We start from the raw sequence: 26,353 nt of genomic DNA on the forward strand, positions 1-26,353 counted from the left end.
TAGTCATTATGAGGGTGTGAAGCTGAATGAGGGTCTTCTTCATAGGATTCGGTCAGGCTGGGGGCAAAATTGTCGATATGTTCATTGAACAGGACAAACGAATGCAGACCCAGAATTTCAGGGGGATCGCCGTAAATACGGCGCGTACCGACCTGATGGGACTGAAGAATATCGAACTTAAAGATCGGCTCCTGATCGGCCAGACCGTGGTGAAAGGGCATGGTGTCGGGACCGACAATGTGACCGGTGCGCGGGTGACTGCCGATGAGATCGATGCCATCATCAACGCCATTGATTCGAGGGGGACGCACGATGTCGATGCTTTCGTCATCATCGCCGGCCTCGGCGGCGGAACCGGCTCAGGGGGTTCGCCGGTACTCGCCCGCCACTTGAAGCGCATCTACCGGGAACCGGTCTACGCGATCGGCATCCTGCCCGCCCCCGAAGAAGGCCGACTCTACTCCTACAACGCAGCGCGTTCCCTGAGCACCCTGGTGAACGAGGCGGATAATACCTTCATCTTCGACAACAGTGCCTGGAAGAATGAAGGAGAGAGCGTCAAGGATGCCTACAACCGGCTGAACGACGAGATTGTCCGCCGGTTCGGCGTGCTCTTCCGTGCAGGCGAGGTCGGCAAGGCCGGTATCGGCGAGATGGTCGTGGACTCGAGCGAGGTCATCAACACTCTCCGGGGTGGCGGCATCAGCTCTGTTGGATACGCCATCAGCGAGAAGATCAGCCCCCGTACGAAGCAGAGCCAGGGGCTCCTCTCCGGTCTGGTGCGCAAGAAGGAGAAGACCGAGGAGGTCCTGACCGGGGAGGACAAGTCGGCGAAGATCATCGCTCTTGTTCGGCGTGCCATGCTCGGGCGCCTCACCCTGCCGTGCGACTACTCGACGGCCGAGCGCGGTCTTGTCCTCCTCGCGGGCCCGTCGGATGAGATGGACCGGAAGGGCGTCGAGAAGTCGAAGAGCTGGGTGGAGGAGAACATCGCCGGCGTCGAGGTGCGTGGCGGGGATTACCCGGTGCAGAGCGACTACATCGCCGCGGTGGTGGTTCTTGCGACGATCGGGAACGCTCCCCGGATCACCGAACTCCTCGAGATTGCAAAGGCGACGAAGGAAGATGTCCTCAAGTCCAAGGAAAAACGCTCGACCATGTTCGATGACGGCATAGAACCGCTGTTCGAGTGAGGAGACGTTATGAAGGCAAACATCAGCAGATGGTTCATTCTCCTGCTGGCACTGGTCTGTGTCGCGCAGGCGGTATCGGCGTTCGACGTCAAGACCGAGAAGGTCGATCCCGCAAGCGGTGCGCTTGAGCCCGGTCAGCAGGTGAACGCGCGCTATGTGCTCACCTACGACATGGATGAGCGTAACCAGAACGACGAGTCGTTCGAGTTCAGCACCGGACTATCGAACCCCGTCTGGGACTTCATTATCTACCGCGACGGGGTCGCTATCTACACCACTAAGAAGACCGGGTACTACCCGGTCCTGACGGAGTTTGAGCTCGCCTATGGTGACGGTAATATCGAACTTGATGCCCAGGTGCGCGGCGTTGTCCCCTCAAGCGCGAGCAGCAAGATCCTGATCACCAAGATCGATCACCTGCGGGATAAGGATGTGAAGGACACTCACTCCGTGACCCGCGACGTCGTGAACTCGGCCCAGATCGAGGGTTCTCTTGCCGCCCAGCAGCAGCGCCTCAAAGACCTGAAGGCCGATCTCGATGAGAAATCCGCACAGGGCGTGGATGTCGCCGCTGCCCAGGCCAGGTACAACGCTGCGAGCCAGGCGCTCACCAGCGCTGCATCGGCAGGCCCGTCGCAGGCTGCGAGCTACATCGCCACCGCGAAGAAAGATATAGATGAGGGGATTGCGCTCCTCGATAAGGCATGGGCCGAGAAAGCGGTCGCCGACACCGGTGCGGCAATCGAGTCCCTCGATGGGATGATCACTTACTTCGTCGAGAACCGCTCCATGGGTGCCGACCCGCAGGTGGTCGCCATCATGACCAAGCGCGAGAGCGCCGTCCAGTTCTACTCCCAGTCACAGGACAACCTGAACGGCAAGAACTACCCGCTGGCGCGCTCGAAGGCAACTGACGGTCTGAATAAGGCGAACGAGGCTTTGACCGATGCGACCGCGCTCAAGGAGAGGATCGGCGAAGGGTTCAACATCGGCGGCAATCTCCTCCTCTACATCGGCATTGGGGTCGTCATCGTCCTTATCGTCGCAGGCGTCGTGATATACCGGAAGAAGACTGGATGGGATGAGCTCGGATAACCCTGGCCCCTCACTCTTTTTCGCACCTCCCCCCGGTTTCCCCATTTTTTGATCAGGTTTCTTTGGCCGATGCTTGCACATTCGGGTTGACTTCCGGTGCGCGTTCGATTGTTGCTGGGGAGGTCGCTCGAAAATGCCTCTGCCGGGAGGGGCAGCCACTGAAGACCTTCGGTCTTCTCAAACTCTGTGTCCGGTCACATCTCCCTGGTCTCCACTCGAAACTCTTCGAGTTTCGGCCGGACTGAGGGCGTGTAGATGTCCGGAGTTTGAGCACCGTCAGGTATGAAGGCAGGAACTTGAGAAACTTGGGGCTTGTTGAAAACCTCTCAGGAGAGTCATTGATTGCATTTCAGACACGGATTCCGAGGGGATATCGCCATGACTGCCCCCGCCCCCTTGGGGCGGGGGTTGACGAGGAGTGTTAACACAGTGAGTTTGAGCATCAATGGTATGAGTTGGAGACAGGGGAGGGGGGCACGCCCCCCTCCCCGTCAGCCCCTCCCCCAATGGCGATATCCCCACAGTCCACTGCACCGTGATATTTCTCCTATTTTGACTGCTCTGTTTGTCACAAAGCGAAGGCCTTTGGCCTTCTCTAACTCCTGTCGTTCTGACAGTCGCACCTCGCACCTACGGTGCTCGAACTCCGGCCCTTTGGCCCGTTCCGGCTTGCGCCTAGGGTGCTCCGACGACGCTCCCAGGAGCGTCGTCTTTCGCATGAGTTGACGGTGGAGGCATTAACGAAGTCCCACGCAGACTTCGCATCTTCGTGCCTTCATGTGACCAACCTGTCTACGGATGGCGACGAAATCTCACGCGAACCGCGAAGAAGAGTGGAGGGCATCAGCAGGGTGGGGTACACCCCAAATCTACACCTGTGGTGACTGTTGGGGCCTGCACCATCAGTGATGACGGTGCAACCTCCCGGGCTGCGAACGGCCTTGCGAGTGTCAGGCAGCCGCCCCCGCGGGGACCCTCGAGAAGATCTCAAGGTTTCTGCTCCCCATCTTCCCGTCCCGCAGGAAGTAGTACTCGAGCAGCCTGTCTTTGTTCTCCTCGTAGGAGAACCAGTAGTTCAGCCGGTAGGTCTCTTTCACGTAGCCGTCGAGAGCCGGGTAGGTATCGGCGTCGTGGGTGATCACGACGTCGAAATCTCCTCCGTATATCGTCGACTCGCTCACCTTCTGGCTGTAGTAGGCAAGCTTCGAGGCGTTCTCACCCCGGTAATACCACGGTAGCGGCCAGTAGTTGTCGGTCGCGATCGCCACCTTATCCGCGGCATCGATCTTTGCGAAGACCTCCCGCAGATCTTCGGAGTTCTGCACCTGCACGATGGGTTCGTTGATGTCCGCCGGGGTGAACGCCACGTGAAACGTCATGGCGATCAGGAAGATGCTTGCCGCGACGGCGATGACCGCCTTCTTCGTCGTCATCATATAGACCGCGACGAAGATCATCGGCAGGAGCTGGTGGAGGATCAGCCAGGGCACCTTCTCGCCGATGTAAGCGTAGACCGCCATCGAGAGGAGCATCCAGAAGATGGCGAATCGCATGAACTCCTTCTGTCGGTCGATCGGCCGGATCTCTCCCTCACCCGAGAGGATCTCGCGGAGCCGGTCCTTCCATCCCGGCGTCTGCCGGGCAGGGGGGGCTGTAACCGCTGGAGGCTCCTCGTCTACACTTTCAGCCCCTTCTGTCGTCTCAAGCCTCTCCCCGTGCCCTTCTCTCTTCTCTCTCCACCGGGAGACGGCACCGGGGATGTCGATGAACTGCAGGAACCCGACGATAGCAAGGATCAGGATCGGCAACTCATAGAGGATGAAGAGCAGGATGTAGAAATACGGTGGCCCTCCGAGGCGCTGCATCTGGTGCATTGATGTCCAGTGCTCGATGGCCCGGAGCCACCAGGTTGTGATCAACTCCGGGTGGGCGCCGAACGACGAGTAGAAGGCCGCCATGATCCCGAACGCAACAAGGGCACCGAGCGCGAGATCCCGGATCCAGTGGGCCGGGAGCCGGACCTTCCTGGCCCAGACCGCGTAAAGGAGGTACGCCCCGAAGATCAGGACGATGATCGGCATGTTCTCCATCGTGGATATCCCGAGGCCGATCACCGTCCCGGCGAGGAGTGCATACCGCATCTGCCCTCGCTCGAAGTAATACAGGAGAGCGACGAGGAGCACCATCGTGAAGAAGATGATGAAGGGATCGTCCCGGAGGAACCGCGAGAAGTAGACCATGTTCGGCGATACGGCAAGGAAAAGCGCCGCTACCAGGGTCTGCTTCTTGTCGAGATATCCGAGTTTGTAGATCGGATAGACCAGCAGGACGAGCAGGGTGCCGAGCAACGCCGGGACGAGCCTTCCTACGAGATCCGAGTCGCCGAGGAGCGCAAACATCCCGGCCGTGACGTAATACCGTAGCGGCCCGTGGTACATGGGGTCGTAGATGTAGGCTCCCTCGGTCAGGAGTTTGTATGAGAACCACGCGTGGATGGCCTCGTCGTGGTGATAGAGTTTCAGATCTAGAAAGTAAAAACGAAGAATAATTGTGACCAGAAGTATGAGGAGAAAAAGCCCCTCGAGTGAGAGTAGTCGTTCACGGACTCCTGCCGCGAACACGGCGGCCTTCACGCCGCACCCACCTCAGCTCTCCAGCACAATCTCAATGCCGATGTCTTTTGGAACCTGAATGCGCATCAACTGGCGCAGCGCACGCTCGTCGGCATCGATGTCGATGAGCCTCTTGTGCACCCGCATCTGCCAGCGGTCCCAGGTTGCGGTACCTTCGCCGTCAGGGCTCTTCCTGGTGGGGACCACGAGTTTCTTCGTGGGCAGCGGGATAGGACCTGCCAGATTGACGCCGGTACGCTCTGCTATCTCTTTGATCCTGTCACAGACCATCTCGATTTTCTCGAAATCGGTTCCGGAAAGACGTATTCTGGCCTTCTGCATGTTAACCACCAAAAAATTATAGGTATCGTCTTATCTCATCTGCTTGGGTGTGATGTCCATGCACACGCCTGCCGCAATGGTGGATCCCATATCACGGACAGCGAACCGGCCGAGCTGCGGGATCTCCTTGACCTTCTCGATGACCATGGCCTGGGTCGGCTTGATCTTGACGATCGCGGCATCGCCGGTCTTGAGGAACGTGGGGTTCTCTTCCTTGACCTGGCCGGTGCGGGGGTCGAGTTTCTTCATGAGTTCGATGAAGGTGCACGCGATCTGGGCGGTGTGGCAGTGGAAGACCGGGGTGTAGCCGACGGTCAGGGCGCTGGGGTGGTGGAGCACGACGACCTGTGCGATGAACTCGTCAGCGACGGTCGGCGGCACATCGGCGGGACCGCAGACGTCACCGCGGCGGATGTCACCCTTGCCGATACCGCGGACGTTGAACCCGACGTTGTCGCCGGGGAGTGCCTGCGGGATCTCTTCGTGGTGCATCTCGATGGACTTGATCTCACCCTCTTTGTTCGCGGGCATGAAGCTGACCTTCATTCCCTTCTTCATGATGCCGGTCTCGACACGCCCGACGGGGACGGTTCCGATACCGGAGATGGAGTAGACGTCCTGGATGGGGAGACGCATGGGGAGGGTCGTGGGCTTCTCGGGTTCAGTGAGCGCGTTGAGTGCGTCGAGCACTGCGGGTCCCTTGTACCAGGGGGTGTTTGCGCTGGGCTTCGCGATGTTGTCGCCGACGAACGAGCTCATCGGGATGAAGTTGATGGAATCAGGCTTGTAGCCGACCATCTTGAGCAGCTGGGAGAGCTGTTCCTTGACCTCGTTGAAGCGCTTCTCGTCGTACTTGACGACGTCCATCTTGTTGACGCCGATGATCAGCTGGTTGATGCCGAGCGTACGGGAGAGGAAGACGTGCTCCTTGGTCTGCTCCATCACGCCGTCGGGTGCGGCGACGACCAGCAGCGCGGCGTCTGCCTGGGACGCGCCCGTGATCATGTTCTTGACGAAGTCACGGTGACCGGGGCAGTCCACGACGGTGAAGTAGTACTTATCGGTGTCGAACCGCTTGTGGGCGATATCGATGGTGATACCACGCTCACGCTCTTCCTTGAGGCTGTCCATCACCCAGGCGAACTCGAACGAGCCCTTACCCTTGGTCTCTGCCTCCTTCCTGTACGTCTCGATGATGTGGGGCGGTACGGCTCCGGTCTCAAAGAGCAACCGACCGACGGTGGTAGACTTCCCGTGGTCGATGTGTCCGATAACTGCTAAATTCATGTGGGGCTTCTCAGCTGCCATAGTTTGTATCCTCCACTCAATAGGCGTGTCAGCTCGAACAGCCTGCTTATGCGAGTATCTTATACGTAGGACGTCTTCCATATAAAGCATTTCCATGCGCGCCAGTAGCGCGCACGCCTCAAAAACCCTTGGTAATCGACAGAATCTTATTCTCGGGAAATCTACGTTCCTCTTACCATGAAGATACTTGAGTTTCACCGTGACGGTTCAGGTGACCGGGTAAAGGTGGCGTGCGCAGATCGCGAGGTCTCGGTCCACTCCCACTGCGGCTACTGCAAACACTGTGCGGGTGTCCGTGTGGGCAAACGGACGATCCCGACACCGCAGCGCCAGGCATTTGCCGGTCTTTCGCAGGGTGGAAGTCCGGACGAGAACCTGCTCAACGCAGCCATGATGTTCAACACCCTTGTCCGGGACGGCACCGCTATCGAGTGCGACGACGACGCAGGCGAAGGGTTCGCTTCAATGTACCGCCGGTAGACCCCGGTGCCGGTTCTTCACCGGGGCGACCGTCGGCCTGTAGCCGCCTCCGGCGCCGGCGCGCCGGGCGATCCCTTCACTGCTCAGTTTCCGGGCATTTCGGCCCGAACTCTTTTCGGATCTCTTCTGCGAACTTTTCGTACCCGATCTCGTCCATCTGGTCCGCGAGGAGCCGGCCGCTCCATGCGGTGCGGTAGATCCAGTAGACGATGCGATCAACGACCTCGACGACCTCTTCTTCCGTCTCGACGGTGACGAGTTCTCTTCCCGCAGCGGGGGCGGCCCCGCGCCGGCCGCCGACCATGATCTGGTAGTGGGCGTACTCGGACTTCAGGAGGTGGTAGGGACAGGAGTGGACGCATATGCCGCACTGGACGCATCTGCTATCGTCGAGAACCGACGCGCCGTTCTTCAGCGCTATGGCACACTGCTTGCAGTACTCCACGCAGGTGCCGCATCCCGTACAGAGTCCCGGGACACGCAACGGCCGGATCCTGCCGATGATCCCGATGTCGTTGAGGAGCGGGCTGTTGCACATGTAGGTGCAGCTGGATATGGCGATCCGGAGCCGTATCGGGAGTTCTTTCCCGAAGACCCGCTCATCGATCTTCCGGGCAAGGTCGATCGTCTCGCAGTTGGCGTACTTGCACCGTTCCGTGCCCGGACAGGCCATGATGTTGACGACTTCGTTCTGTTCCGCCCCGATCGGCGTCCCGTTCTCTTTGAGGGCTTTCGCGATCTTTCCAAAATTATCGGGGTCCACATGTGGGATCTCCACCGTCTGGCGCATGGTGAGGTGGAGCGACCCGTCACCGTACTTCTCGCTGATCTTTGCGAGTTGCCTGGTCTGTGCCGCAGAGAGCACTCCTGCCGGAATCCGCAGCCGTACCGTCGCATAGTCTGCGTTCCGCTCGGTGATGATCCCTCCCCGGGCGTGGAGGTTACGGTCCTGTATCATTCTACAGTAGTAGCGGGTGCCGGGATAAAAAAGGTGATTATAGAAGGGCGAGGAGAAGGATGATCCCTGTCCGGACGATCTCGTTCGTCGCGCCGACGACGTCGCCGTTGACGCCGCCAAAGAGCCGCCGGGAGAGGGCGAGCATCAGCGCGGCGATGATCGCCGTGGCCGCGAGCGCGAGCGCGATGTGCATCTTCGGTACCGGCAGCAGGAAGAGCGGCAGCGCGAGCAGCGAGGCCGGGAGAAGGAACCACGGTTTTGCAAACCCATGAAGGTAAGAGTGGATCCCTTCCCGGAACGGCGCGCCGAGCGTGGTGAGCCAGGACATCGCGACCTTTGCCGAGACCTCGGCGATGAGGATGGCCGCCGGGAGGTATATGACTGTTTGTAGTCCGGCGAACGCAAGGAGTGTGACGACGATCCCCGCCGCGACCGCCCCTGCGCCGGTCGTCCGGTCGGTCATGGCCGCGACCCGCTTCTCCCGGCTCCCGTGGGCCATAAGCCCGTCGCCGAAGTCCAGCAGGCCGTCGAAGTGGTTGCACCCGGAGAGGAGGAGCACCACGGCGAGGGCGACGGCCGCACCCACTACGGGGGATGCTATCCAGCAGGTGATGCTGGCCGCTATCCCGCCGATGACATATCCGGCGAGTGGATAGAGGTAGGAACGGCGGGCAAAGTGTTCGAACTCGACAGGTCTCCCGAGGGGGAGGGAGGTGCAGAACTGCAGGAGAGCGAGGACGGACTTCACACCGATCCCATCGACTCGCTGTAGAGGCGCGACGTGCAGCCCGCGATCAGCCCGGCGACGGCGTCGTCGAGGAACGGCCCGAGTTCTTTCAGGATCCCCGGTTTCTTCTGGTCGTACCGGGTGAACTCAAACCGCGCATAGGTCCCACCGATCACCTCGGCGATGGCCATCCCGATGATCTCGTCGGAGAGGAGGAAGACCGGATCGTCGGCGATCTCGGAGTCTCTTCGCTTTACGTAGAGTTCGTCCTCGAGCAGGAGGGCGCCGAGGAGGAGCGATGAAATGTTTGGGTCCTCCAGTGCCTTCCCGATCTTTGCGTCAAGCCTGCGCGCGGCCTCATCCGCACCTATTCCGTGGGGAACGTAGAGTTCCATCGCGGCAGCGACGATATCCCCCCTTTCGATGCCCTTCTCTTCCAGTCTGCGCTCTATCTCGAACATTATTCATGTATTAGGGTAGGGGGGTATTTTGGGGTTTTGGAATTAACGACGCTTCACCACGCCCGGCCACTGGGCGCCCCCTGCCTCCCGCATCCTCCGACGGCAATCTCTTCTATCCTGCGGTGCCTACCCTGTACACAATGTCTACCCCGTTCCTCTCACAAGACCCCGGGATCAGGCCGAAGCGCCCGATGCTGGCGCTCGTCCTGGCGAACACGATGCTCTCCACCGTTCCCGGCATATCGGGTGCAGGGCCGACCCCTGAAAAGACCCTGCTCACGCCGAACCTGGACGCGGAGCTCGTCACGACCGGCGCGATCACGAGTGTCGCGGCCCGGCCGAACACCCCGACGGGGTGCCCGACGCCGGCATCCATAACCCGGTCGATGGTGGAACTGACCGGGCTAGCCCCCGTTATCATCAACGCAGGGCTCGCCCATGCCCCCACCGTCCCCTGCATCGACGTCTACGGGAGCCCCGGCGGCGACCCGAGGACGGAGGACGCGGTGCCGCAGGCGGCCGTCCTCTTCGAGCGGGGCGAGATGGTCGGGAGGCTTCTTTCGCAGTACAGCGATCTCCTGATGCTCGGGGAATGCGTCCCTGGCGGCACCACCACCGCCCTCTGTGTTCTCCGGGCGCTCGGATACGACGCCTCGGTCAGCAGCGCGTTTGCAAAGAACCCTCTTGGGCTGAAAGACGCCGTCTGCCGGGAAGCGCTTGCCCGGATCGACGCGACGGGTGCGCGCGAACCTCTCGATATCCTGCGTGCTGCGGGTGACCCCATGATGCCGGTCGCTGCAGGGATCGCGAGCACCTATGCCGGAGAGATCCTCTTCGCGGGCGGAACCCAGATGCTCTCCGTTGCGGCCGTCCTGAAAGCGCTCGGTAAACGGGTGCCGCACCTCGCGACGACGGTCTACGTCAGGGACGATCCCACGGCCGGATTCGTCCGGTCGGTCGCCGATCTCGGCACCACCGCATACTACGTCGACCCGAACTTCGGCGAGATCGGTCACGTCGGGCTCGCCCGCTACTGCATCGGCGAGGTCAAGGAGGGGATGGGAGCCGGCGGGGCGCTGACGCTCGCCTACCTCATGGGTCACGAGCCCGAAGAGATCTCCCGGAAAGTCTTCGATTTCGTCAGGAAGTACTCCTGAGGGAAGGGCTATTTACCCTTTTACATCCATCTATAAGCAATGCTTCCACTCTATGTGGTCAACAATCATGGGCAGTTCAATCACCTGATCCTCCGGACGCTCCGTGACATGGAGATCGAAGCCACGATGATCTCGAATGAGGCGCCGCCGGCCGAGGTCGCCCGGGGCTGCCGGGGAATCATCCTCGGCGGCGGCCCGACCCTTGCGCGTGCCGGCGTCGCCTCTGCCTACCTTGATCTCGGTCTCCCCGTCCTCGGGATCTGTCTTGGGCTGCACATCATGGCGACGGCCCGCGGCGGTGCGATCCGCCGGGGTGCGAGCGGCGGATTCGGTGCGGTCGAGGTCGAGAACCTCGCACAGAATCCCCTCCTCCAGGGCTACCCTGACCGGATGCAGGTATGGGCATCGCACGCGGACGAGGTCTCGGTCGTGCCGGAAGGGTTTGTCCGGCTCGCAGAATCGTCCATCTGCAGCGTGGAAGCGATCGCATCCCTCGATGAACACCTCTACGGCATCCAGTGGCACCCTGAGGTCAGCCATACCGTCAACGGGCGGCTTCTCTTTGAGAATTTTGACAGGATATGCTCGGAATAGATGACGTTGCGGCTCAACTCGGGTCGATTGGATTTTGCTGCCGGGGGTGCGGCGGCTGCTGCCGACGGGTCGCGGAGGACTCGAACCTCGTGCTGGTGAGTCCTGCCGAGGTCCGGGCAATCATGGCAGCGACCGGCATGGCCTGGAACGAGGTTGCCGAGCCCTATCCCGACTTCATCGGTGCCGATGGCGGCGCCGAGTACACTCTCGCATGGTGCCTCAGGCGAACGGCCGATGCCTGTCTCTTCCTCCGGGACGGGCGGTGCTCAATCTATGCTCACCGTCCCTGGATCTGCCGCACCTATCCGTTCATGCTGGTGGACGACGACCTCGTGGCATCGGAGTGCCCCGGTCTCGGTGCGCCGCTCTCCCCCTGCGATGCGCGCGATGCGGCGGCCGACCTCTGCAGGCGGCAGGCTGCCGAGGCGATGGAAGAGGCCGGTATCCGCGCCGTCTTCCCGGGAGCGCTGGTGCCGCCGGGAGAGCGCGCCGTGATCGACAGCGAGGGCGTGAAGGTGCTCCATGACTGAGATCCGTCTCGTCGGGACGGCTCATGTCTCGCAGAAGAGCGTCGAGGAGGTCCGATCCGCCATCGAGGAGTTCCAGCCCGATATCGTCGGGGTCGAGCTCGACCGGGGGCGGCTTATATCGCTCACTCAGGAGACGGCCGAACCCTCGGTGACGGAGATCCTGAAAGGCGGGAACTTCGGCCAGCTCCTCGTTCAGTGGGTGCTCACCTACATCCAGCAGCGGATCGGCGCAGAGGTCGGTGTGAAGCCCGGTGCCGAGATGCTTGTTGCCATCGAGGAGGCCGAAGCGCACCAGAAGCCCGTGGCGCTCATCGACCGGGATATCCGGATCACGCTTGCCCGGTTCTGGGGTAAGATGGGCATCTGGGAGAAGATCAAACTCATCGGCGCCCTGATCTACTCGCTTGTGAGTGTAGAGGGTGAGAAGATCGATGTCGACGAGTTCACGAACCAGGATGTCGTGAGCGCCGCGATGGAGGAGTTCCGAAAGTTCTCCCCCCAGGGCGCGCAGGCCCTGATCGATGAACGGGATGCATATCTCGCTCACCAGGTTCTGATGCTCGCCGGTCGGTATGAGCGGGTGCTCGCGGTCGTCGGCGCCGGGCATATCCAGGGGGTGCAACGCTACCTGGACGCGCCGGAGACGCTGCCGCCGCTCACGGCCCTGACCGCCGAGGTGAAGAAGGGCCTGCCGTGGGCGAAGATCCTCGGGGCCGCCGTCACCCTCCTCTTCCTCCTCCTGATAGCCGCGATAGCCTTCTCGGGCGTGGGGCTCGACGTCCTGCTGGCCGCTCTCTTCTACTGGATCGTGATCAACGGCGTCTTGAGCGCCGTATTCACGCTTGCAGCCGGCGGGCACCCTCTCTCGGCCGCCACGGCGTTTGCGGTCTCCTGGCTGACGTCGCTCAACCCGCTGCTTGCGGCGGGATGGTTCGCCGCCATCGTCGAGGCGAAGATACGGAAACCCACGACGGGGGAGTTCCGGCAGATCATCGAGGCGGAGACGTTCGCGGAGATGCGGCGGATCCCGCTCTTTCGGGTGGTGCTGGTTGCAGCCCTCGCGAACGTCGGGAGCACGCTCGGGACGATCGCCTACTTCCTGTTCATCTTCCCGATCCTCGGGGTCGATCCGATGGTGGTCATCAGCGACGGCTTCTCGAACATGCTCCAGATGATGCTGGGCCTCTTCTAAGCCGGTCTCTCTGCCGGAGCCCTCCCATCCTCCGTTTCCCCAAGGTATTTAGGCCGGGAGTGCCCATCATCGTTGCATGAGTTCGATTGGTGGAACGGTCAATCTCGGTGTCACCGTGATACGGAGCAGGCATAGCGTACGGAAGTACAAGGAGAAGCCCATCGAGGAGAAGACCATCAAGGATGCACTGGACTGCGCGCGCCTTGCTCCGACCGCGCGAAACGAGCAGCCCTGGCTCTTCGGGACGATCCAGAGCCGCGAGACGCTTCAGGCGATCGCCGACCTCGCCGATAACGGCAAGTTCATCGCCGATGCACCCATCTGCTTCGCCGTCTTCGGGAAGCGGGACGCGAAGTACTACCTCGAAGACTGCTGTGCGGCGACGATGCAGCTCATCCTCGCGCTCCAGGCCTGGGGCGTTGGGTCCTGCTGGGTCGCGGGGGAGAAGAAGGATTACGCCGAAGATGTCCGGAAACTTCTCAATGTTCCGGAGGAGTACGCGCTCGTATCGCTCGTGCCCGCAGGATATCCCGAGGAGCTCCAGATAAAAACGAAGAAGGCCATCGACGAGGTCGCGTTCTTCGAGCGCTACGAGGAAGAGTAGGCGGATACGTCCGCACACCTTTTTTTCTATCCCGGCGATATTCCACACGTTTTTCTCAGGTGTCGCTCTGCTCTGCCGTGCGGTGGGGGCGGGCGGGGGGAGGCCTGGTGAGGATCTCCCCTGCTCGTCGCATCGCCCGGTGGGGTTCGTGCCTGCAGGTGTGTCGGTTCTTCCACGTCGCGCGCACCCTTTAGTAAAATTTATATTAGATGGAAGGAAAATTCCTTCCGATGAGTGCTGAGAACGGTGTGGTTGAGCCAGGGGTTGGAGTATGATCGACTCCGGCGCTACGGCGTTTATCCTGGTCTGTACGGCTATGGTCATGCTGATGACTCCGGGAGTGGGGCTCTTCTACGGCGGGCTCGTTCGGCGGAAGAACCTCATCTCCATGATCGCGCTCTCTTTCATCGCGTTTTCTCTCGTCAGCATCCAGTGGATCGTCTGCGGCTACAGCCTCTCGTTCGGGCCCGATATCCTGGGGCTGGTCGGAGGTCTCGAGCATGCCTTCCTGCAGGGCATCGGGATGGATGGCGACGGCATTCCGGATCTACTCTTTGTGGCTTTCCAGATGGTCTTTGCAGGCCTCACGCTTGCGATCGTGACATCCGGGGTTGCGGAACGGATCAAGATCAGTTCGTTCCTCATCTTCGGCCTGCTCTGGACGACGCTGGTCTACGATCCGCTTGCCCACTGGGCGTGGGGTGGCGGATGGGCCGCACAACTCGGCGCGCTCGACTTTGCCGGCGGCACGGTTGTCCACATCAGCTCCGGGTTCTCCGCGCTCGCGCTTGCGCTCGTCATCGGGAAGCGTCTCGGCTTCGGCGGCCACGGCATGGAGCCGAACAACATCCCGCTGGCTCTCCTCGGCGGGGCGCTCCTCTGGTTCGGGTGGTTCGGGTTCAACGCCGGAAGCGCTCTCGCCGCCGACGGCCTTGCGGCAAACGCTTTCATCGTGACGAACATCTCTGCCGCTTCCGGGGCGCTTGCCTGGCTCTGCGCGGCCTGGATTCGCGGCAGACCGGGCTCGATCGGAATGATCAGCGGTGCCATAGCCGGCCTTGTCGCCATCACTCCGGCGGCTGGGTTCGTCGGACCCATGGCCGCGATCGCGATCGGTGCCGGTGCAGGCCTCTTCTGCTACGGCGCGCTGGTCTTCCGCGTCCGGAAAGGTCTTGACGAGAGCCTCGATGCGTGGGCAATCCACGGCATGGGCGGGATATTCGGGGCTCTCGCGACCGGGGTCTTTGCGGTCGCGGCAATCGGGGGCGTAGACGGTCTGCTCTACGGGAACCCGGGCCAGATCTTCATCCAGCTCGTGGATGTGGGCGTGGTCGTGGCTTACTCGTTCGGCGTGACCTACGTCATCGCGAGGGTCGTCGACGCGGCGATGGGGCTCCGGGTCACTGAGGACGAAGAGTATGTCGGACTGGACATCGCCCAGCACGGCGAGTCCGTGCGGGTGTGAGGTGGTGCGGATGAAGATGGTCTGTGCAGTCATCAGGCCGGAGATGTTCGGCTCCGTTAAGGCAGCACTTGAAGCGGACGGCGTCTACGGCATGACCGTGACCGAGGTCATGGGACGGGGGGCGCAACGGGGCATCGCCCTCAAGTTCAGGGGGAAGGTGATGCCGGTCGAGCTCATCCCGAAGGTGAAGATCGAGATGGTCGTCAGCGATGCCGATGTCGAGAAGGTCATCGGCATCATCCGGGCGAACGGCCGGACCGGCAAACCCGGCGACGGCAGGATATTTGTCCTGTCGGTCGAGAGCATCTACCGGGTGCGGACGGATCAGGAGGAGGCGGAGGAAGCGTAACTCTTTTTGGGCTGTATTTGGTGTTTTTCCCGGGGGTGGTTGGTGGAGACAGATGTTTGGCCTCTGAACATTCAATTTGCTGCCACTCGCGCTTGCGGTGCTTCAACCCCTGCCTTGGAAGACCTTCTGTCTTCGCATGCTCTGGTTCTGCGAACCCTCGCATGTTTCGGCAGTCGTTACTTGCAACCTTCAGTACACTTATTCCTGTAGTTCGTGATCGCACAACCCGTGCACGGCTTTCCAGTGGATATCGCCACGCGGGGAGGGGCTGACGGGGAGGGGGAGCATCCCCCTCCCCTGTCTCCGCCTAATAATGGGATTCCCATCGCCCCCCCACCACCCGCGCTTCGCGCTCCTCCCGCCCCCAGGGGGGCGGGCAGTGCGTGGCGATGCTCCCACAGTCCACTGTACCGGGTCTTGCACCGTTCAGAGGGGTGTGATTTGCCACGACCCGCGTAGGATGGCTTCCGCCATCTGCTGTTTGTAATCCCCTGGTCCTCCCTGCTGGTGTCACTTCGTGAGATGCGGCAGAACCTCCTTCGTATAAAACTCCATGAACTCCTGCTGCTGGTGCCCGATCTGGTGGATGCAGACGTGGTCGAATCCCTTCTTGGCGCTCTCCTCGATCTTTTTGATGTAGGGCTCCGGATCGGGGCCGCAGACGACGTGCTCCGCCACGTCCTCCATCGTCACCATCTTCGCTACCTGCTCGTAGTGGGTCGGCGTGGGGAGGAGCCTGTTGAGTTCCCCGGTGTTTGCGGGGATCGGCCACTGCTCGTATGCGGTCATCCGCCCCGTCTCCTCGGTATCTGCCCAGCAGACCGAGATCTCGATGTATGCCGGTTTATCTCCGCCCCCGGAGTCCCGGAAGATGATGAGGTTCTTCTCCGCGTCGCTCCCTGCGTTGATGAACCCCCCGCCGACCCGCGCGGCCATGGACGCGCTGATAGGCCCTTCCGACGCGATGTAGATCGGGGGGAGCTCTTCCGGGAGCGAGAAGACCTGTGCGTTCTCGAGCGTGTAGAAGGCGCCGTAATAGTCCTGCATCCCGCCCTTCCAGAGCAGCCGGATCACCTCCACCGCCTCCTCGAGCATCTCGATCCGGATCGGCGCCGCCGGCCAGGGATCGCCGAAGATGTGCTCGTTGAGGCTCTCTCCCGACCCGAGGCCGAGGGCAAACCGTCCCGGCATCATCATGGCGGCGGTTGCGGCGGCCTGGGCGATGATCCCGGGGTGTATCCGCACCGTCGGGCAGGTGACGCCCGTCACCAGCGGGAGCGTTGCCGTCACCTGCGAGATACCGCCGATCACGCCCCAGACGAACGGGCTCTGCCCCTGCGTGCTCGTCCAGGGGTGGTAGTGGTCCGATATCATGGCAAACGCAAAGCCGGCATCTTCCGCCTGGCGGGCGTTGCAGACGAGTTCCCGGGGGCCATGCTCCTCGCATGCCAGTTTATAGCCGATCTCGACCATCCATCATCACATCCATCTCGCCGGCTACCTCCCGCATCTCATGGCATATAGGTTTCCCCGGCCCGGCACCAGATAAATAGAACCCTCGCTATACTGTACTGCATGGCAACGCCTACTCTCCAGGTGGCGCTCGATCTCCTCGAGCTCGATCGTGCGGTTGAGATCGCAGGTGAAGCAGTCCGTGGCGGTGCGGACTGGATTGAGGTCGGGACACCCCTGATCAAGAGCGAGGGGATGCAGGCTGTGAGGGTGCTCCGGGAACGGTTCCCCGGCCACGAGATCGTCGCGGATATGAAGATCGCCGATACCGGCGCCATCGAGGTCGAGATGGCGGCAAAGTCCGGAGCCGGGATCGTCTGCATCCTCGCCGATGCCGACGACACCGTGATCGTCGAGGCGGTGCGCTCCGCCCGCAAGTACGGCGTCCGTCTCATGGCCGATCTCATCAACGTCGCCGATCCCGTCTCCCGCTCGCGGGAACTTGCAGCGCTCGGCGTCGATTACATCAACGCCCATGTGGGCATCGACCAGCAGATGATCGGGAGGTCGTCGCTCGATCTCCTCCGGCGCCTCGCAGGAGAGGTGGGCACGCCCGTCGCCGTTGCGGGCGGGCTCGACGCAGAGACCGCGTCCGAGGCGGTCGCCGCCGGTGCCTCGGTCGTCATTGTTGGGGGCAACATCGTCAAGGCCGCCGACGTTACCGGGGCGGCACGGCGTGTCAGGGAGGCGATCGACCGGCCCGAGATCCGGCCGCGGGAGGAGGAGAGCCGGGACGCGGTTATCCGCCGCCTCTTCGAGGGGGTCTCCGCACCGAACGTCACCGATGCCATGCACCGGAAGGGCGCTATGGCGGGCATCGTCTCCCTCAGCGGGAGAGTCAGGGCGGTCGGCCCGGCGGTGACCGTCCGGACTGTTGCCGGGGACTGGGCAAAACCCGTCGAGGCGATCGACGTCGCCGGACCGGGCGACGTCCTTGTCATCAGTAACGACGGGAGGACGGACGTCGCGCCGTGGGGGGAACTCGCCACCCACTCCGCGAAGAACCGTGGGGTCAGCGGCATCGTGATCGACGGAGCCGCCCGGGACGTCGACGATATCCGGGCGATGGGGTTTCCTGTCTTCGCCACGGCGACTGTCCCGAACGCCGGCGACCCGAAGGGTCTCGGAGAGATCAACACCGAGATCACCTGCTGCGGGCAGGAGGTGCGGCCGGGAGACTGGATCGTCGCCGACGAGAGCGGGGTCGTGGTGGTCCCCCGGGAGCGGGCCTATGAGGTTGCCCGGCGCGCGATGGAGGTCCGAAAGACCGAGGAGCGGATCCGCGAGGAGATCCGGCGCGGAAAGACGCTCTCAGAGGTCTCGGAACTCTTGAAATGGGAGAGGCGGCACTGACCGCCGTGTCGCGCGGGTCAAAATGGTGAGAGTCCGGGAGTGTCCCTGGATTAACGGAAAAGGGATGCTTTGAGGAGTTCCCCGCCGCGGCCGAGGATCTTCTGGACGGCATCCTCGGCCTGGTCTACACGCAGGATCAGGACCGCCGCGTCCTTCCCTGAGTAGGCGTAGGCATACTCGATGTTGATCCCGGCATCCCCGAGGATCGATGCGATATCCGAGAGGCCGCCCGGTTCATCGCGCATCTTCACGCCGATGACGTCGGTGAACGAGACTCTGAACCCGAGATCGGTCAGCGTCCGGTGGGCGTCTTCCGGCCGATCGACGAGTGCGCGAACGACGCCGAACCCGTCGGCCTCGGCAATACTGAACGCGAATATATTGATCTTCGCCTCCCGGAGCGCCCCGGCGATCGCTGCGAGGCGTCCGGGGCGATTCTCCGAGAAGATCGAGATCTGCTTGATGATATACGATTTTTCCATTACAATGACCTCCTGTCAACAACTTTCTTCGACTTGCCTTCGAACCGTGGAAGAGTCCCCGGTTCGACCAGTTCGACGTCCACGCCCACGTTCAGCGAGCTCCGCAGGCGGTGTTCCACGACCTTCTTGATCACCATCAGTTCGGTGATCTTGTCGGAGAACGCCTCTTCGCTCACCTCCACCCGCACGAGCATGGAATCGAGCGCACCTTTGCGGTCGACGACGATCTGGAAATGTCTGCCGACCTGGGGGATCTCGAGCAGCGCGTGCTCCACCTGCGACGGGAAGACGTTGATGCCCCGGACGATCAGCATGTCGTCGACCCGTCCCTGGATCCGGTTTATGCGCGGGTGGGTCCGGCCGCAGGCGCAGGGGCTCTCCTCGATGGCGGTGAGGTCGCCGATCCGGTACCTGACCATGGGCAGCGCCTCTTTCTGCAGCATGGTGATGGTCAGCTCGCCCTGTTCGCCGGGCGCGAGCACCTCGCCGGTCGCGGGATCCACGACCTCGACGAGCGCGAGGTCGCCCCATATGTGGACGCCCCGCTGCTCGGCGCACTCGGTGAACATCGGCCCGGAGAGTTCGCTCGTCCCGTATATGTCGTAGGCGCGGATCCCGAGCCAGTCCTCGATCCGGCTCCGCATCTGCTCCGACCAGGGCTCGGCGCCGAGGAAACCGATCCGCAGTTCGGTATCGTTCTTGATCGAGACGCCCATCTTCTCCGCCACCTCCCCCATGTGGAGGAGGTAGGAGGGGGTGCAGGCGATGGCGGTGACGTGGAGGTCCTGCATCAGTTCGATCTGCCGCTCGGTATTCCCGACGCTCGTCGGAAGGACGGTTGCGCCGACACGCTCGGCGCCGTAGTGGGCGCCAAGGCCGCCGGTGAAGAGGCCGTAGCCGTAACTCACCTGGATGACGTCGCCCCGCCCAAGACCGCAGGAGGAGAAGCCCCGCGCCAGGGACTCGCTCCAGTTCTCGATATCCCGCTCCGTGTAGCCGACGACCGTCGGCTTCCCCGTCGTCCCGGAAGAGACGTGGTACCTGACCAGTTCATTCCGCTCGGCGGTGAAGATCCTGTCCGGGTAGCCGTCCCGCAGGTCGTTCTTGTACATGAACGGGAGTTTCGCGACATCCTCAAGCGTCCTGATATCGTCGGGGTGAACCTGATGCTCCTTCATCCGGCGCCGGTAGAAGTCGTTGAAGCTGTAGAGCCGATATATCAGGGACTTGACGAGTTTGAACTGGAGACGCCGCATCTCGTCGAGCGGCATCTCTTCCGCCCGCGGGTTCCACGAGGCCATCAGATCGCTCCCCGCCGGTCGATGACCCGTTTCGCCTTCCCCTCGAACCGGGGGAGCGTTCCCGGCTCGACCAGGGTCACCGCGGTCCGAAGGCCGAGCACGTTGTGGAGTTCGCCGGAGATCTTCTTCTGCATACGGGCGAGGTCCTGCAGTTCGCCGGAGAACCCCGCCCTGCTCATCTCTACCTCGATGGTCATCTCATCCAGATGTTTGACGCGATCGATATATACCATGAACTGCTCCCCGACCTCCGGGAGAGCACGCAGCACGTGCTCGATCTGCGACGGGAAGACGTTGATCCCCCGGATGACCATCATGTCGTCGCTCCGGCCGGTGATTCGCTCGATCTTCTGCCCGCGCCCGCAAGCGCATCCATCCTCTATCAGCCGGGTCACGTCGCCGGTGCGGTAGCGGATGAGCGGCAGGGCCTCCTTGACGAGCGGGGTGATGACGAGTTCGCCCCGTTCGCCGGGGTCGAGCCGCTCGCCCGTCTTCGGGTCGATGATCTCCGCAAGGTAGCAGTCGTGCCAGAGGTGGAGGCCGTCCCTCTCCGGGCACTCGAACGCCACACCGGGGCCGTACATCTCCGAGAGCCCGTAACTGTCGTATGCCTTCACGCCGAGGCGCCGCTCGAGTTCTGCCCGCGTGTTCTCCGACCAGGGTTCGGCCCCGAATATCCCGGTCTTGAGGGTATCCAGGGTCTTTCCCATCGACTCGGCCACCTCGGCGAGGTGGAGGGCGTAACTCGGGGTGCAGTGGATCGCGGTCACCCCAAAGTCCTCGATCATCTCGATCTGGCGACGGGTGTTTCCGGTCGCGCTCGGGAGCACGGTCGCCCCGATCTTCTCGGCGCCGTAATGGAACCCGAGCCCCCCGGTGAAGAGGCCGTAGTTGACCGCGTTCTGAAAGATGTCGTCTTCTCCAAGGCCGATCATCGTCAAATTCCGTGCGATCAACTCCGACCAGTTATCCAGATCCTGCCGGGTGTAGCCGACGACGGTCGGTTTCCCCGTCGTGCCGGAGGTGGTGTGGAGCCGGGCAATCTCTTTCATGGGTACCGCAAAGAGGCCGAACGGATATCCGGCCTGGAGCTCCTTCTTGTAGGTGAAGGGGAGTTTCTCCACGTCGTCGAGCGTCCTGATGTCGTCCGGCGAGATGCCCGCTTCCTTGAATTTTCTCTGGTACAGCCCTACTTTCTGTGCCTGAGCGAGCGACCATTTCAGCCGCTTCAGTTGCAGATCCGCGAGTTCGTCAGGCCGGATCGTCTCCATCTCTCTATTCCAGAACATATGTATCCCATCGGTTTTTTCGCCGGGTGGCGAGATCGTGCCTCATCCCGGCTATACTGCCCGGTATTGGTTGCGGTACTCTCCCGCACCGCCGGACATACTACTTTTATGTGGGTGGGCGGTGCGGAAAAGGTTTGTCAAAGCGTGGCATGGTATGCCGTGACAGTCCCCGGCCCGCCCCCCTCTCCCGGAGCGTCTCCGGGTCAGCCCCTGAACGACCCTCGCCGGATGACGGCGGCAGGCGACTGGTTGATCTGCCTGCCCTCTCCTGGTACTGAGTATTCCCTGTATCAGGGAGATTCGATGCATTAATCACCAAAAACAGCCCAATGTTCATTTCCAGAGTGATCAGATGGCAGCGACGGAATCCTGGCTCCCCGTCTTCGGCTACGGGGGGCACATCAAGGCGACGACACAGGAACTCATCATCGCGCGCGGAAGCGACATCCGGCGCTACCCCATCCAGGCGGTGAAGCACCTCCTGATCGTCGGCGGGCATACCCTGCACACCTCGGCGGTGACGAACCTCCTCAAAGCCGGCGCTGCCATCACCATCTTCGACATCGACGGCACACCCGTCGGATACCTCTACCCTTATGGTTACCGGCCGGACGAGGCGGTGCGCCTCGCCCAGGAGCGGGCCGGCCCTCACCGGTTCGCTCAGCCGCTCGCCCGGGCAGCCCTCCAGGCGAGGCTTCTCCTCCTTGAGGAACTCTACGATCAGACCGGGCACGATATCTTCTACGCCGGCGAGCTCGACTTCCTCCACCAGGCCCGGGAGGAGCTCTCGGTCTCGGTCACGATGGAGAATCTGCGGCGTCTCTCCCGCCTGACCGCCGATATGTACTACGAGATCCTCTCCCGCACACTCCCGCCGGAGCTCGGGTTCCGCCGCAGGACGGGCCGCCCTTACCTTGACCCCGTCAATGCAATGTTTGCGCTCGGGTATGCGATGCTGTACGGCAACTGCTGCGTCTCGGTGATCGGTGCCCACCTCGATCCCGATCTCGGCATGCTCCATGAAGGGGCAGGGAGTTTCGTCCACGACCTCATCGAACCCCAGAAACCTTCGATGGTGGACCGTGCCGTCATCCGGTTTGCCCGCGAAGAGATCTCAAGTGGAGATTACGAGTGCGGTGAAAAGAGGTGCTATCTTGGCGCGGATCTCTCGGCCCGGTTGACCGCGGCGCTCCGCGACTCCATCGACCAGGCCCGCATCGATGCGCAGGTGCGTATCGCGCGGGACGCGCTCCTTGCGAACGCCGAGTTTCACGTGTTATACTGGTAACTGCCCCGCTGGATGGTGAACTCGGGGTAGGCGGCGTGCGGGATCTCCTGCTGGACGATCTCCCTGATGACGACCCGGGGGCACCCGTACAGCATGGAGACGAACTTGTCGAGAATGACCGGGTCGGCGGTTGCGGTGATGAGCACCTGCCCGTCGGGGAGGTTCATCGCCTCGCCGCCGACGCCGAGGTTGGTGGCGATCCTCTTGATGCACGCGCGGAACCCAACGCCCTGCACCCTCCCCGTGACCCGGATCTCGATCGTCTTCACAGCCAGTGCTCCTGGACGATCCGCATGGACATGTCCAGCTCGTCGTATACTTCATCCCGGATCGCCGAGTCGCGGATGTTGAGCGCCTCGCTCACGGCCAGATCAAGGATCTCCCTCGTACGGTCTTCGTAACGTTCCGCATAGATCCGGCACGCTATATCGCCGAGCACGAACGCCCGCCGCGAGAGCGGCCTGATGATCCGGGCCTCCTCGAGAGCACAGAGCAGCATCCTGTCTGCAACCTCCTGCTGCCCTGCGTTCCTGGAGATGAGGTAGAGTTCGGTGTAGTAGGTCGCCCGCTTCGCCCGATCAGGCGCCGCATGGATCGCCCGATCGAGCGTGACCATGTCCTTTGTGGTGTAATCGCCTCTCCGGATCTTGTCCCGGCAGTCCAGGATCCTGGCATACACGGTGTTCCTCCATGCCGGGGGCATCTCCTGTTCGAGCTGGACAGTCAGGTTGTACCGGATCCTGTCGTCATCGATTGCAGAGACGATACCGGCGGCGCGCTCCCGGGCAGCCGGTTTCCCGCTCGCCCGGTAGTACGAGAAGAGCATCTGTGCCATCCGCTGCTGTGTCATGGCGGTGATGAACGGGATCTGGATGTAACCGGCAGTCTGCTCCATGCCGTTCAACAGTTCGTCGATCTCCTCCTCGTCACCGTATGACTCGGCGTACTGCGCCACATCAAAGAGCATCGAGAGCCGGACGTAGGGAGAGGGGATGTTCACGACGGTGCGACACATCGACGAGAGGATATCTTTCCTCTGCGCAGGCTCGCTGACCATGTCGAAGACCGCCGCAAGCGCGTCCACGTACTCGACCGGGTCACCGATCCTGCCGACCTGTTCAATCGCCCACTCGACGTCATTCTCCTGCCGGTTTACGGCACTGAGGTTTCTTGCAGCATAGATCAGGTTCTTCCTGACGAACGCCTCCCGCTCGCCCCCTGCGGCGTCAAGCGTCTTCTGCGCCTCGAGAAGGTAGTCTCTGGCCGCATCGTGATCGATCCCGGCCATGAGACCGGCGAGGTCGGCGAGCATGATCGTGCGGACGGATGGATCGGAGAGGTCGCCGATGGTCTCGTGGAGCCTCCGGATGATCGTCTCGGCCCGCTTGACGTTATCGAGGGCCGAGTAGGCGCTCACGACCCGGTACATCCCGGTGTAGCGCGCATAGACGTCGCTGGTCTGTTCGAGGAGCCGATACATCAGTTCGAGCACCGGCTCTGCTGCCGCCCCTCCTTCGATCCCTTCGAGCAGGTAAGCCGTCACCTCATACGGATCGGCAGAGTCGAACTCTTTCGTGTAGTCGGTGAAGAACGTGAGGATCCGCTGGATCATGGCGGTCCTCTCGTATTCGCCGTCGATCTCCAGGGAGAAGAGCGACATGGGTGCCACAAGGGTCGGGCTCGCGTAGACCTGCGTGTACTCGAGCATGATATCGACGTAACTCGCTATCTTGATCGATATCTCCTCGCGCGGGGTGCTGGTCTTGAGGAGGTCGAGCGCGATCTCAAACGGCTCCATCATGCCGTCGAAGATCTGCGCCTCCCCCCGGGAGAGGTGGTCCGCCACCTGCAGGCTCCCGACCCGGACGTAGCCTTCTACGAGGGGATCGGCAAGTTGCCGCTGCAGGGACGGGTCGACGATCTGTGAGAGGATCTGGCCCGCCTCGTCCAGCGCCTGAAGCGAGAGCTGTTCGATCCCGTACATGATCAGGCCGTGGACGACCTTGCCCATCGCAAAGAGGCAGTAGTCCCGCTCTAAGAGGGACGTGGAGAGAACCCGCATCCCGTGGAGCAGGTCGAGGTCGCCATCCTCAACGGCGAGCACGGCAGCCTGGTCCACGATGCCCCCCATCGCCTCTGCCCGTGTCCGCTGGTCCACGATCTCGCAGGTGAGTCCGGTCGCGTGCCGGAGGAGATCCCGGTCTTTCCGGGCGACGCCGACCCGTGCCATCTCGACTGCGATGGTCGAGATGGCCTGCTCGCGGAGTTCCTGGTTGCCGATCTGGCTCACCAGGTCCACGAGAGCCGATGGGTCTTTCTGGCGGACGAATCCACGCTCGATCAGGATGGTGCTGGACTCGAGAAGCAGGGTGTCCTGCGTGCGGTGCGAGCCCGCGAGTTCCTTTATGGCCGGTATGTGCCTGACGACCTCGTCAAAGTCGTACTCCTTGCAGAAGTCGGTCACCGCCTGGTGAACCAGCGAATCGGCGATCTCGATCTCCAGTGTGGCGAGGATGTTCTCGCGGACGAGTCCGATCTCGTCGCGCCGGACCCCCTCTTTGATCAGGCGGACACTGGTGTCGAAAAACTGAGCGTTGATCCTCTGTGCACTGCTGCTGGCCTTCTTCATGACCTCGATCGCGTGGTAGAAGTCGCCCATGCGTGAGAGTGCGTCGGTTATCTGCCGGTAGAGCTGGCCCGCTTTCATGGGATCGCAGGACTCGTCGATCAGCGGTGTGATGTCGAGGAGGATGGTCGGGTTGCCGCTCTTCTCGACGACCGCGATCCCGGAGAGGACGATCTCTTCGATGGGAAGCTGTCCTTCTCCCTCGCGGCGGGCGTTGAACTCGAACGCCTTCTCGAGGAACCAGCGCTCCCCGCTCCGTTCGGCTTTCTTCAGGAGTTCGAGGACGAGGGTCTGGCCTGCCCATGGCTTCTCATCGTCGATACTGAGCAGTCTGGCGTATACCTGTTTTTTGTCTCGCTGGCGGTCGAGGAGGTGCTCGGTCAGGATCGCGAGAATCTCCGTAAGCCGCTCTTCGGGGATATCCGGGAGAGAGTCGAGGATATGTTCGATATCGGAGACCTCCTTCTTCAGGGAGGATTTCCAGGCAGCGTCCACGATGTCGGCGATTGAGTTGGTGCGCCGGATCTTCTGGTTGATCTCGGCAGCGCTTGAAAGCCCGGCGGTCACGAGGTTGATATCGCCCGCCTCGATGCCGGCCCCGGCGATCGCCCGTGCCACGTCGGCGTGGAGTTGCGACTGCCGCGATATGTCGCCGATCTCGGGGAGCATCTGGAGAGCATACTGCATGATCTCGGTGTTCCGGTGCTTCTGCCCGTACCGGATGAAGAGGGGGATAATCTCGGAGAGGATCGCCGAGCGGTATTTGCGGATGCTGATCTTATCGAAGGCCTCTCCCGCTTTTTCGATGTAATGGATGTCGCCGGTCTCTACTCCGGCCTCGACGAGGCCACGGGAGATCCGGGCGAGGATATCTGATTGGTGGCTCTTGCGATCGAGTTTATCGACCAGCGTGAATATCGCGGAGAACCACGCTTCATCCTTCTTCTCGGTATAGATAGCAGCAGCACGATTGGCGAGTTCGAATATCTCTTCTCTGCTCGGTTCGATGACCTGGCTCAAGAGTTCCGGCTGGCCTTCGCTGAACGCCGCTTCGACCAGAGCGGCATTCATCTGGTCGTAGAGCGATCTCTTCTCCTTCCTCGTCTGGGTCTCCGATATGTCCGAAGCCACCTTTTCAAGCTCACGCAGATCGCCTGAAGAGATAGCGGAGTTGATCTTCTGTTTTATCTGCAGTTTTCCATCCATTTTGATCAGCACCCCCCCGTGGGTTCTGCATCATGGATATCCATCATCAGATATATAGGTTGCCCCCCTCTCACAAAAATGTTTTTCAATGGATTTTGAGGGTTCCTCTAAAATATCAGGGATGAGGCGGGGGATAGCAGTCATCCCGGGCATCCCGTGAGAAACTGCTTCATGGAGGGGTCGGCCCCGGAGTGGGGGCGGTGGGTTCTCGGGCCTGCCTGCCCGGTGG

General features: G+C 61.9%; 24 protein-coding genes. 12 read left to right on the forward strand and 12 right to left on the reverse strand.

Annotated features, from left to right (window positions below):
- Window positions 1-26 precede the first annotated feature (26 nt).
- Together FKB36_RS12400 and FKB36_RS12405 are read left to right on the forward strand one after the other, a co-directional pair.
- Complete coding sequence (locus FKB36_RS12400; RefSeq protein ID WP_261598407.1) at window positions 27-1,193, forward strand: tubulin/FtsZ family protein; 1,167 nt, start codon at window positions 27-29, stop codon at window positions 1,191-1,193.
- A gap of 9 nt (window positions 1,194-1,202) precedes the next feature.
- A complete protein-coding gene (locus tag FKB36_RS12405; protein WP_261598408.1) occupies window positions 1,203-2,288 on the forward strand; it encodes a hypothetical protein in 1,086 nt (361 codons plus the stop codon).
- A 950-nt stretch (window positions 2,289-3,238) separates the two neighbouring features.
- Here FKB36_RS12405 and FKB36_RS12410 read toward each other — a convergent pair.
- Genes FKB36_RS12410 through tuf form a run of 3 tightly spaced genes read right to left on the reverse strand, consistent with a single transcriptional unit; the run spans window position 3,239 to window position 6,550 of the window.
- On the reverse strand, window positions 3,239-4,921 hold the full coding sequence (locus FKB36_RS12410) for a flippase activity-associated protein Agl23 (RefSeq protein ID WP_261598409.1): 1,683 nt from the start codon (window positions 4,919-4,921) through the stop codon (window positions 3,239-3,241).
- 12 nt (window positions 4,922-4,933) lie between these two features.
- Window positions 4,934-5,242, reverse strand: a complete 309-nt coding sequence (gene rpsJ / locus FKB36_RS12415) for a 30S ribosomal protein S10 (RefSeq protein ID WP_011843573.1) — start codon at window positions 5,240-5,242, stop codon at window positions 4,934-4,936.
- A gap of 30 nt (window positions 5,243-5,272) precedes the next feature.
- Window positions 5,273-6,550 (reverse strand): translation elongation factor EF-1 subunit alpha, encoded by a 1,278-nt coding sequence (gene tuf / locus FKB36_RS12420; RefSeq protein WP_261598410.1) that lies wholly within the window; start codon window positions 6,548-6,550, stop codon window positions 5,273-5,275.
- 177 nt (window positions 6,551-6,727) lie between these two features.
- Between tuf and FKB36_RS12425 the strand changes: the two genes are divergently transcribed.
- Window positions 6,728-7,030: a hypothetical protein gene (locus tag FKB36_RS12425; protein WP_261598411.1), complete on the forward strand. Its 303-nt coding sequence runs from the start codon at window positions 6,728-6,730 to the stop codon at window positions 7,028-7,030.
- 76 nt (window positions 7,031-7,106) lie between these two features.
- Here the strand turns inward: FKB36_RS12425 and FKB36_RS12430 are convergent, their stop codons facing one another.
- From FKB36_RS12430 to FKB36_RS12440, 3 genes are read right to left on the reverse strand one after another with little or no spacing between them, the layout of a single operon-like run.
- Window positions 7,107-7,988, reverse strand: a complete 882-nt coding sequence (locus FKB36_RS12430; protein WP_261598412.1) for a 4Fe-4S binding protein — start codon at window positions 7,986-7,988, stop codon at window positions 7,107-7,109.
- Between the two features lie 37 nt (window positions 7,989-8,025).
- Complete coding sequence (cobS, locus tag FKB36_RS12435) at window positions 8,026-8,736, reverse strand: adenosylcobinamide-GDP ribazoletransferase (RefSeq protein ID WP_261598413.1); 711 nt, start codon at window positions 8,734-8,736, stop codon at window positions 8,026-8,028.
- Window positions 8,733-9,176 (reverse strand): phosphatidylglycerophosphatase A, encoded by a 444-nt coding sequence (locus tag FKB36_RS12440; RefSeq protein WP_261598414.1) that lies wholly within the window; start codon window positions 9,174-9,176, stop codon window positions 8,733-8,735. Before FKB36_RS12440 ends, cobS begins: the two co-directional genes overlap by 4 nt.
- A gap of 140 nt (window positions 9,177-9,316) precedes the next feature.
- Here FKB36_RS12440 and cobT point away from each other — a divergent pair, with 140 nt between their 5' ends.
- From cobT to FKB36_RS12475, 7 genes are all read left to right on the forward strand, one after another.
- Entirely contained in the window at window positions 9,317-10,333 is a 1,017-nt protein-coding gene (gene cobT, locus FKB36_RS12445; RefSeq protein WP_261598415.1) for a nicotinate mononucleotide-dependent phosphoribosyltransferase CobT, read from the forward strand.
- A 39-nt stretch (window positions 10,334-10,372) separates the two neighbouring features.
- Window positions 10,373-10,927, forward strand: a complete 555-nt coding sequence (locus tag FKB36_RS12450) for a GMP synthase subunit A (RefSeq protein WP_261598416.1) — start codon at window positions 10,373-10,375, stop codon at window positions 10,925-10,927.
- Entirely contained in the window at window positions 10,915-11,457 is a 543-nt protein-coding gene (locus FKB36_RS12455; RefSeq protein WP_261598417.1) for a YkgJ family cysteine cluster protein, read from the forward strand. The genes FKB36_RS12450 and FKB36_RS12455 overlap by 13 nt, the downstream gene beginning before the upstream one ends.
- Window positions 11,450-12,649, forward strand: coding sequence for a TraB/GumN family protein (locus tag FKB36_RS12460; protein ID WP_261598418.1), 1,200 nt, complete (start codon window positions 11,450-11,452; stop codon window positions 12,647-12,649). The genes FKB36_RS12455 and FKB36_RS12460 overlap by 8 nt, the downstream gene beginning before the upstream one ends.
- A 76-nt stretch (window positions 12,650-12,725) precedes the next feature.
- Window positions 12,726-13,253 carry a nitroreductase family protein gene (locus FKB36_RS12465; RefSeq protein ID WP_261598419.1) on the forward strand — a complete coding sequence of 176 codons (528 nt, stop codon included), beginning with the start codon at window positions 12,726-12,728 and terminating at the stop codon, window positions 13,251-13,253.
- A 271-nt stretch (window positions 13,254-13,524) separates the two neighbouring features.
- Window positions 13,525-14,718, forward strand: coding sequence for an ammonium transporter (locus FKB36_RS12470; RefSeq protein WP_261598420.1), 1,194 nt, complete (start codon window positions 13,525-13,527; stop codon window positions 14,716-14,718).
- A gap of 10 nt (window positions 14,719-14,728) precedes the next feature.
- On the forward strand, window positions 14,729-15,067 hold the full coding sequence (locus tag FKB36_RS12475; protein ID WP_261598421.1) for a P-II family nitrogen regulator: 339 nt from the start codon (window positions 14,729-14,731) through the stop codon (window positions 15,065-15,067).
- A gap of 510 nt (window positions 15,068-15,577) precedes the next feature.
- Here the strand turns inward: FKB36_RS12475 and FKB36_RS12480 are convergent.
- A complete protein-coding gene (locus tag FKB36_RS12480) occupies window positions 15,578-16,540 on the reverse strand; it encodes a TIGR03557 family F420-dependent LLM class oxidoreductase (protein ID WP_261598422.1) in 963 nt (320 codons plus the stop codon).
- A 102-nt stretch (window positions 16,541-16,642) separates the two neighbouring features.
- Between FKB36_RS12480 and hxlA the strand changes: the two genes are divergently transcribed.
- The gene (gene hxlA / locus FKB36_RS12485; protein WP_261598423.1) at window positions 16,643-17,932 is read left to right on the forward strand and encodes a 3-hexulose-6-phosphate synthase; all 1,290 of its coding nucleotides are present in this window, start codon (window positions 16,643-16,645) and stop codon (window positions 17,930-17,932) included.
- A 50-nt stretch (window positions 17,933-17,982) separates the two neighbouring features.
- Here hxlA and FKB36_RS12490 read toward each other — a convergent pair whose 3' ends face one another.
- Genes FKB36_RS12490 through FKB36_RS12500 form a run of 3 tightly spaced genes read right to left on the reverse strand, consistent with a single transcriptional unit; the run spans window position 17,983 to window position 21,004 of the window.
- Entirely contained in the window at window positions 17,983-18,414 is a 432-nt protein-coding gene (locus tag FKB36_RS12490; protein ID WP_261598424.1) for an ACT domain-containing protein, read from the reverse strand.
- Window positions 18,414-19,715, reverse strand: a complete 1,302-nt coding sequence (locus FKB36_RS12495; protein ID WP_261598425.1) for a phenylacetate--CoA ligase family protein — start codon at window positions 19,713-19,715, stop codon at window positions 18,414-18,416. Before FKB36_RS12495 ends, FKB36_RS12490 begins: the two co-directional genes overlap by 1 nt.
- Window positions 19,715-21,004 (reverse strand): phenylacetate--CoA ligase family protein, encoded by a 1,290-nt coding sequence (locus FKB36_RS12500; protein ID WP_261598426.1) that lies wholly within the window; start codon window positions 21,002-21,004, stop codon window positions 19,715-19,717. Before FKB36_RS12500 ends, FKB36_RS12495 begins: the two co-directional genes overlap by 1 nt.
- A gap of 352 nt (window positions 21,005-21,356) precedes the next feature.
- On the opposite strand from FKB36_RS12500, the gene cas1 reads away from it, so the two are divergent.
- The gene (gene cas1, locus FKB36_RS12505; protein WP_261598427.1) at window positions 21,357-22,292 is read left to right on the forward strand and encodes a CRISPR-associated endonuclease Cas1; all 936 of its coding nucleotides are present in this window, start codon (window positions 21,357-21,359) and stop codon (window positions 22,290-22,292) included.
- On the opposite strand, the gene FKB36_RS12510 is transcribed toward cas1, so the two are convergent.
- Window positions 22,274-22,561 carry an acylphosphatase gene (locus tag FKB36_RS12510; protein ID WP_261598428.1) on the reverse strand — a complete coding sequence of 96 codons (288 nt, stop codon included), beginning with the start codon at window positions 22,559-22,561 and terminating at the stop codon, window positions 22,274-22,276. The two genes, cas1 and FKB36_RS12510, sit on opposite strands and share 19 nt — an antisense overlap.
- The gene (locus FKB36_RS12515) at window positions 22,558-26,124 is read right to left on the reverse strand and encodes a hypothetical protein (RefSeq protein WP_261598429.1); all 3,567 of its coding nucleotides are present in this window, start codon (window positions 26,122-26,124) and stop codon (window positions 22,558-22,560) included. Before FKB36_RS12515 ends, FKB36_RS12510 begins: the two co-directional genes overlap by 4 nt.
- Between the last annotated feature and the right edge of the window lie 229 nt (window positions 26,125-26,353).

The organism is Methanoculleus formosensis, assembly GCF_025384765.1.
GTDB classification, from domain to species: domain Archaea; phylum Halobacteriota; class Methanomicrobia; order Methanomicrobiales; family Methanoculleaceae; genus Methanoculleus; species Methanoculleus formosensis.